Origin of the sequence: Mesorhizobium sp. M7A.F.Ca.MR.362.00.0.0, assembly GCF_004023175.1 — a bacterium.
Classification (GTDB): domain Bacteria; phylum Pseudomonadota; class Alphaproteobacteria; order Rhizobiales; family Rhizobiaceae; genus Mesorhizobium.
Genome location: NZ_RZTF01000316.1, coordinates 1 through 7,631, shown reverse-complemented (window position 1 = coordinate 7,631; position 7,631 = coordinate 1). Strand labels below are relative to the sequence as shown.

The 7,631-nt window shown below is 62.5% G+C and carries 6 protein-coding genes; 1 reads left to right on the top strand and 5 read right to left on the bottom strand.

Annotated elements, in window-relative coordinates:
- The 5 genes from EOC06_RS28235 to EOC06_RS28215 form a co-directional block, all read right to left on the bottom strand.
- The coding region (locus tag EOC06_RS28235) for a dipeptide ABC transporter ATP-binding protein (protein ID WP_128309341.1) at window positions 1-803 on the bottom strand (803 nt) is incomplete at its 3' end.
- Window positions 800-1,657: an ABC transporter ATP-binding protein gene (locus EOC06_RS28230; RefSeq protein ID WP_127267322.1), complete on the bottom strand. Its 858-nt coding sequence runs from the start codon at window positions 1,655-1,657 to the stop codon at window positions 800-802. The genes EOC06_RS28235 and EOC06_RS28230, both read right to left, overlap by 4 nt.
- A 2-nt stretch (window positions 1,658-1,659) precedes the next feature.
- Window positions 1,660-2,514, bottom strand: a complete 855-nt coding sequence (locus EOC06_RS28225) for an ABC transporter permease subunit (RefSeq protein ID WP_224618710.1) — start codon at window positions 2,512-2,514, stop codon at window positions 1,660-1,662.
- A 70-nt stretch (window positions 2,515-2,584) separates the two neighbouring features.
- Complete coding sequence (locus EOC06_RS28220) at window positions 2,585-3,592, bottom strand: ABC transporter permease subunit (RefSeq protein WP_128309340.1); 1,008 nt, start codon at window positions 3,590-3,592, stop codon at window positions 2,585-2,587.
- A gap of 50 nt (window positions 3,593-3,642) precedes the next feature.
- Window positions 3,643-5,235: an ABC transporter substrate-binding protein gene (locus EOC06_RS28215; RefSeq protein ID WP_127330705.1), complete on the bottom strand. Its 1,593-nt coding sequence runs from the start codon at window positions 5,233-5,235 to the stop codon at window positions 3,643-3,645.
- 470 nt (window positions 5,236-5,705) lie between these two features.
- Between EOC06_RS28215 and EOC06_RS28210 the strand changes: the two genes are divergently transcribed.
- On the top strand, window positions 5,706-7,631 hold a 1,926-nt coding region (locus EOC06_RS28210; RefSeq protein WP_128309339.1), incomplete at its 3' end, for a long-chain-fatty-acid--CoA ligase.

The following is a 7,631-nucleotide window of genomic DNA, read 5'->3' as shown; positions in this document are numbered from 1 at the left end:
GCCTTGATCGAGGCGACGTCGGCGCGCGGGGTCGCGGCGAACAGCGTCCTGGTGTAGCTGTGCTTGGGGTCGGCGAAGACCTCGTCGCGCGAGCCGTATTCGACCGCCTCGCCGAAATACATCACCATCACATCGTCGGCGATGTAGCGCACCACGGACAGATCGTGGCTGATGAAGACATAGGTCAGCTGGAACTCGTCCTGCAGGTCGGCGAGCAGGTTGAGCACCTGTGCCTGCACGGAAAGATCGAGCGCCGAGACCGGCTCGTCCAGCACCAGCAGGCTTGGGTTGAGCATCAGCGCACGGGCAATGGCAATGCGCTGGCGCTGGCCGCCCGAGAACATGTGCGGGTAGCGGTTGTAGTGCTCGTGACCGAGGCCGACCTTCTTCAGCATCTTCATCGCCAGGTCGCGCCGCTCGGCCGCCGGCTTGTCGGTGTTGATCAGCAGAGGCTCGCCCAGCACGTTGCCGATCTTCTGGCGCGGGTTGAGCGACCCATAGGGATTCTGGAAGACGATCTGGACCTTGCGGCGCATCTCTTTGGTCAATCCGCCCTTGGCGATGTCGACCTTGTTGCCGTCGATGAACAGGTCGCCTGACGTCGCCGGATCGATCAGCGTGATGATGCGAGCGAGCGTGGACTTGCCGCAGCCGCTCTCGCCGACGATGGCCAGCGTCTTGCCCTTGTCGACCTTGAACGAGACGCCCTTGACCGCGTGCACGGTACGCGGCCCGGTGAACAGGCCACCACCGATGTGGTAGTCGCGGACAATGTTCTTGCCTTCGAGGACCGTGGTGTTCATGAGGCGGCTCCCGCGGCAGAGGGGGCCGGCTCGAACAGCATGTCGGAAACGGTCGGCAGCCGGTCGCCGACGGCGTTCTCCGGCAAAGCCGACAACAGCGCCCGCGTGTAATTGCTTTTCGGCGATTCGAACAACGACAGCACGTCGGCCTCTTCCATCTTGCGGCCCTTGTACTGGACGATGACGCGATCGGCGGTCTCGGCCACCACGCCCATATTGTGGGTGATCATGATCAGTCCCATGCCGTATTTTGCCTGCAGCGAAACCAGCAGATCGAGGATCTGCTTCTGGATGGTGACGTCGAGCGCCGTCGTCGGCTCGTCGGCGATCAGCAGCTTCGGATTGCAGGCGATGGCGATGGCGATCATGACGCGCTGGCATTGGCCGCCCGACATCTGGTGCGGAAACGAGCTCAGCCGTTCTTCCGGATCGGCGATGCCGACCAGCTTCATCAATTCGATGGCGCGGGCCCGCCGCTGAGCGCGATCCATACCCATATGGAAGCGCAGCACCTCCTCGATCTGGAAGCCGACGGTGAAGCACGGATTGAGGCTGGCGATCGGCTCCTGGAAGATCATCGAGATGTCCTTGCCGACGATCTTGCGGCGTTCGGACGGGCTGAGCTTCAGGAGATCGACGCCGTCGAAGGCCATGCGGTCTGCCTTGACGGTTGCCGTGTTGGGCAACAGGCCCATCACCGCGAGCATCGCCACGGACTTGCCGGAACCGGACTCGCCTACAATCGCCAGCACTTCGCGCGGCTCGATCGAGAGGTCGATGCCTTGCACGGCCATGAACGGTCCGGCCGCGGTGTCGAAGGAAACGGTGAGGTTCTTGATCTCGAGCAGAGGCATGCTCACGACCTCTTCAGCTTGGGGTCGAGCGCGTCGCGCAGGCCGTCGCCGATCAGGTTGATGGCGAAGACGGTGATCAGGATGGCGAGGCCCGGGAAGGTCACCACCCACCAGGCGCGCAGGATGAACTCGCGCGCTTCGGCCAGCATGGTTCCCCATTCCGGCGTCGGCGGCTGCGCGCCCATCCCGAGGAAGCCAAGGGCCGCCGCCTCGAGGATGGCGTTGGAGAAGGACAGCGTCGCCTGCACGATCAGCGGCGCGATGCAGTTGGGCAGGATGGTGACCAGCATCAACCTGAGATGGCTGGCCCCGGCGACCTTGGCCGAGACGACATATTCGCGGGTCTTCTCAGCCATCACGGCGGCGCGGGTGAGCCGGGCGAAATGCGGCTGCAGCACGAAGGCGATGGCGATCATGGCATTGACCAGGCCGGGGCCAAGCACCGCGACCAGCACCAGGGCCAGCAGCAGCGACGGGAAGGCCAGGATGATGTCCATGATGCGCATGATCAGCGTGTCGACCCAGCCGCGGCAGTAGCCGGCGAGCAGGCCGAGAATGACGCCGGAGATCAGTGCTGACGTGACGACGACGAAGCCGATGGCGAGCGAGAAGCGCGAGCCGTAGATCAGGCGCGACAGCATATCGCGACCGACGGCGTCGGTGCCGAGCAGGAACTGCGCATTACCGCCCTCCTGCCAGGCCGGCGGCGTCAGGAAGAAGTCGCGGAACTGATCGTCGGGCGAATGCGGCGCCAGCAGCGGCGCGAAGATGGCGATCAGGATCAGCAGCGCAAAGACGAAGAGCCCGATCACCGCGCCCTTGTTGACGGAGAAGTAGTGCCAGAACTCGCCGAACATCTGCAGCCTGGCGTCCTGCGGCTTGACGACGGTCGCGGCTTCGATGGTGGCTGGGCCTTCGTTGCTCATGTCAGTTGGCCCGGATGCGTGGGTTGATGACGGCGTAGAGCACGTCGACGATGAGGTTGACCGACATGACGATCAGCGCGATCAAAAGCAACCCGCCCTGCACGGTGAAATAGTCGCGCTTGGAAATGGCGTCGATCATCCATTTGCCGATGCCGGGCCAGGAGAAGATGCTCTCGGTCAGGATGGCGCCGGTCAAAAGCGTGCCGACCTGCAGGCCGATGGTGGTGACGACCGGGATCAGCGCGTTGCGGAAGGCGTGCAGGCCGATGACGCGGCGCGGCGCCAGGCCCTTTGCGCGCGCGGTGCGAACATAGTCCTCACCCAGCACTTCGAGCATCGCCGAGCGGGTCTGCCTGGCGATGACTGCGAGCGGGATAGTGCCGAGAACGATCGTGGGCAGGACGAGGTGCGACAGTGCCGAGCGGAATGCGCCCTTCTGGCCCGAGATCAGCGAATCGATGGTCATGAAGCCGGTCACCGGCTTGAAGAAATAGAGAAGGTCGATGCGGCCGGAAACCGGCGTCCAGTGCAGCGTGCCAGAGAACACGATGATCAGCAGCAGGCCCCACCAGAAGATCGGCATGGAATAGCCAGCCAGCGCCGTGCCCATGGTCAGCTGGTCGAACCAGGAACCACGGCGGATGGCGGCGAAGATGCCGGCGGCGACACCCAGGACAACGGCAAAGATCATGGCGAAGATGGCGAGCTCGACCGTTGCCGGGAAGCGAACCAGGAAATCCTTGAGCACCGGGGTCTTGGTTGAAAACGAGGTACCGAAATCACCGCTCAGCACATTCATCAGATAAGTCAGATATTGTTGCCAGATCGGCAGATCGAAACCGAACTGGTGCATCAGCGCCGAGTGACGTTCGGGCGACAGGCCGCGTTCGCCCGCAAGCACCAGCACCGGATCACCGGGCAGGATGCGCACGAAGCCAAAGGCGAGGATGGTTATCCCGATGAAGGTCGGGATGATGAGGGCGAGCTTGCCGAGGATATAACGCAGCATGGCGGGCGAGTGGGGGCGTCACCACATGGTGGCGCCCCCGTTTCGCAACCTTATTCGGCGATATCGACGCCGTCGAAGCGGTGGATACCGAGCGGATCCATCGCAAAGCCGGTGACGGTCTTCTGCATCGGCATGAACACCTTGGAGTGAGCGAGCGTCGCCCAGGGTGCCTGTTCCTTGAAGATGACCTGTGCCTGTTCATAGAGCTTGGTGCGCTCGGCCTGATCCGAAACGGTCTTGGCCTTGTTGATGAGCGCATCGAAGTCCTTGTTGCACCATTCCGCGCGGTTGTTCGAACCGACGGAAGCGCAGCTCAGGAGCACGCCGAGGAAGTTGTCCGGATCGCCATTGTCGCCGGTCCAGCCGACGATGACGGCGCCGTCGTGATCGACCGCGGAAGCGCGCTTGAGGTATTCACCCCAATCGTAGCTGACGATCTCGACGGTGACGCCGACCTTGGCGAAGTCCGCCTGGATCAGCTCGGCGGTGCGGCGCGCGTTCGGCATATATGGGCGCGACACCGGCATGGCCCAGACGTTCATCTTGAGGTCCTTGACGCCGGCCTCTTCAAGCAGCTTCTTGGCTGCATCCGGATCGTAAGGATCGTCCTTCACTTCCTTGTTGTAGGACCACATGGTCGGCGGGATCGGATTGATCGCCACCTGGCCGGCGCCCTGGAAGACGGCGTCGATGATGGCCTTCTTGTTGATGGCCATGTTGAGCGCCTTGCGGACGCGCACGTCGTCGAACGGCTTCTGCTGGGTGTTGTACATCAGCGCGCCGACATTGAGGCCTTCCTGCTCCTCGACCTTCAGGTTCGGATCGGCCTGCAGGCCGGCGATGTCGGCCGGTGCCGGGTACGACATGATGTTGCATTCGCCGGCCTTGAGCTTCTGCGCGCGCACCGCCGGATCGGTGGTGATGGCGAAGACCAGATCGTCGATCTTCTGCTTGCCGCCCCAATAGTCCGGGTTGGCCTTGTAGCGGATGGCGGCGTCGGTCTGGTAGTCGACGAAGATGAACGGACCGGTGCCGATCGGCTTCTGGTTGAACAGCTCAGGCGTCTTGTCGGCCTGCAGCTTGTCGGCATATTCCTTGGAGACGACCGAAGCGAAATCCATGCCCAGCGTTGGAATGAAAGTGATCGCCGGCTCCTTGAGGGTGAACTTCACCGTCAGGTCGTCGACCTTCTCGACCTTGGCGATGTTTTCGCCGAACTGGTCATTGTAATACTGGTATGCAATGCCCGGAATGTACTGAAACCAAGGGCCGTTCTTGTCGACCTGGCGTTCGAACGAGAACACCACGTCGTCGGCGTTGAAGTCGCGCGTCGGGGTGAAATAGTCGGTCGCGGCGAACTTGACGCCCTTGCGCAGCTTGAAGACATATTCCTTGCCATCGTCGGAGATCGTCCAGCTCTCGGCCAGGCCCGGCGAGGTCGTCGTCTTGCCGTGATCGAATTCGACAAGGCGGTTGAAGACGGTGCGCGATGACGCGTCGAACGTCTGGCCTGCGGTATACGGCGCCGGATCGAAACCCTCCGGCGAAGCTTCCGCGCAGTAGACCAGAGTTTTCGCATTGGCCACGCCGCCCAGGACGCTTGCAGCCAGCAACGCGGCTGCAAAAGTCAGCTTCTTATTCATTGAGCACTCCCTGATGTTCTTCCAAGCCCCTCTATCAGGCTCGCGAAGCGCGCATATAAGCACCGTTTTTCCGGCTTTGGAACACCCCGTTTGCTTACCCCGCGGGAAGCAGGAAAAAAATCCGCTATTTTGCCAAATTGCAGAAAAAATTAGCAGTTTCTTCCATTCACGAGATTATTAACAACCGCATTTTTTTATTGATCGCCAAGCTGACGATATAAATGTTCCCCGCGCTTCCGAGCGGCCGAGGGATGCGCCAGGACACCATTTGGCAGCGCCGGCGGCGGCAAGGACTTTCGACGGCAAATCTTTCGCCGTGTTGCCGCAAGGGCAAGACTTGCACGGTCACCAAGGGAGGCAATACATAGGGTATAACGGCCGCAGCGGAGGGCGCCCTTGTCAATTCAGAGGCGAGGTCAATTCAGGGGCGAGCGCGGCGCGAATGAACAAACTTGTCCAGGGAGGAACGGGTGGCAAAAGCATCAAGGACGACGACGGTGAAAGCGGGAGCCAAGGCGCCGTCGAAAGCAGCCGGTACTGCCAAGCCGAAAGCCACGCCGAAGGCGGCCGCGGCGCCCGTAAGGGCAAGCACAAAGCCGGCGGTGAAAGCCCCGGCCAAGGCCGCGGCCGGAAAGACGGCGCCGGGGAGTAAAGCGGGTGCGGCAAAGCCCGCTGTCAAGCCGGCGTCGAAGGCTGCGGCGGCGGTGAAGGCCCCACCGGCGGCAAGGCCGGCCGACGCCACCGCCAACCGATTGCCGAAAGCATTGACGGCGCTGGCCGCCGGCTTGCCGGAAAAGCCGTGGCTCAAGAGCTATCCGAAAAACGTGCAGGCGGAGATCGGCGCCCTGCCCTACAGCTCGATCGGCGATTTCCTCGTCGCCGCCTGCAAGCAATTTTCCGCGCAGCCGGCCTTCACCTGCATGGACAAGTCCATCAGCTACACCGATGTCGAGCGGCTGTCGGCGGCCTTCGGCGCCTACCTGCAATCGAAGGGCCTGCAGAAAGGCGCGCGCGTCGCGCTGATGATGCCGAACGTGCTGCAATATCCGGTGGCGATGATGGCGATCTTGCGCGCCGGCTATGTCGTGGTGAACATCAATCCGCTCTACACGCCGCGCGAGCTCGAACACCAGTTGAAGGATTCCGGTGCGCAAGCCATCGTCATCCTGGAGAACTTCGCCAACACCTTGCAGGCGGTGATCGCGAGGACGGCGGTCAAGCATGTGGTGGTCGCCGCGATGGGCGACATGCTCGGCGGCCTGAAGGGCACCATCGTCAATTTCGTCGTGCGCCGCGTGAAGAAGATGGTGCCGGCATGGTCCTTGCCCGGCCATGTCAAGTTCAATGCCGCCATGAAGGCCGGCGCCGGCATGGGCTTCAAGCCGGCCAAGGTGGAAGCCGACGATGTCGCCTTCCTGCAATATACGGGCGGCACCACGGGCGTGTCGAAGGGCGCCACACTGCTGCACAGAAACGTGCTCGCCAACGTCGCGCAGAACGCGCAGTGGATGGAGGACGCCTACACGATCAAGCCGAAACCGGCGCACCCCAACTTTATCTGCGCGCTGCCGCTCTATCATATTTTCGCGCTGACCGTGAACGCACTGATGGGCATGCAGCAAGGCGCCCGCAATGTGCTCATTCCCAATCCGCGCGACATTCCCGGTTTCGTCAAGGAACTGCAGAAGTATCCGGTGCACATCTTTCCCGGCCTCAACACGCTGTTCAACGCGCTGCTCAACAATGAGGATTTCCGCAAGCTCGACTTCAAGCCGCTGGTGCTGACGCTGGGCGGCGGCATGGCGGTGCAGAAGGGCGTTGCCGAACGCTGGAAGACGCTGACCGGTTGTTCGGTCACCGAAGGCTACGGCCTCTCGGAAACCTCGCCGGTGGCCACCGCCAACAAGTTCACCGCCGGCGACTTCACCGGCACCATCGGCCTGCCGCTGCCCTCGACCGAGATCGCCATCCGCGACGACGACGGCAACAATTTGCCGCTCGGCGAGGTCGGCGAGGTCTGCATCCGAGGACCGCAAGTGATGGCGGGCTACTGGAACCGGCCCGATGAGACCGCCAAGGTGATGACCAAGGATGGCTACTTCAAATCCGGCGACATGGGCTTCATGGACGAGCGCGGCTACACCAAGATCGTCGACCGCAAGAAGGACATGATCCTGGTCTCGGGCTTCAATGTCTATCCGACCGAGCTCGAGGAAGTCGTGGCCATGCATCCGGGCGTGCTCGAAGTGGCGGCAGTCGGCGTGCCGGACGAGCATTCGGGCGAGGTGCCGAAACTGTTCGTGGTCAAGAAGGATCCGGCGCTGACCGCGGAGACGCTCACCGCCTTCTGCCGCGAGAACCTGACCGGCTACAAGCGGCCCAAATACATAGAATTC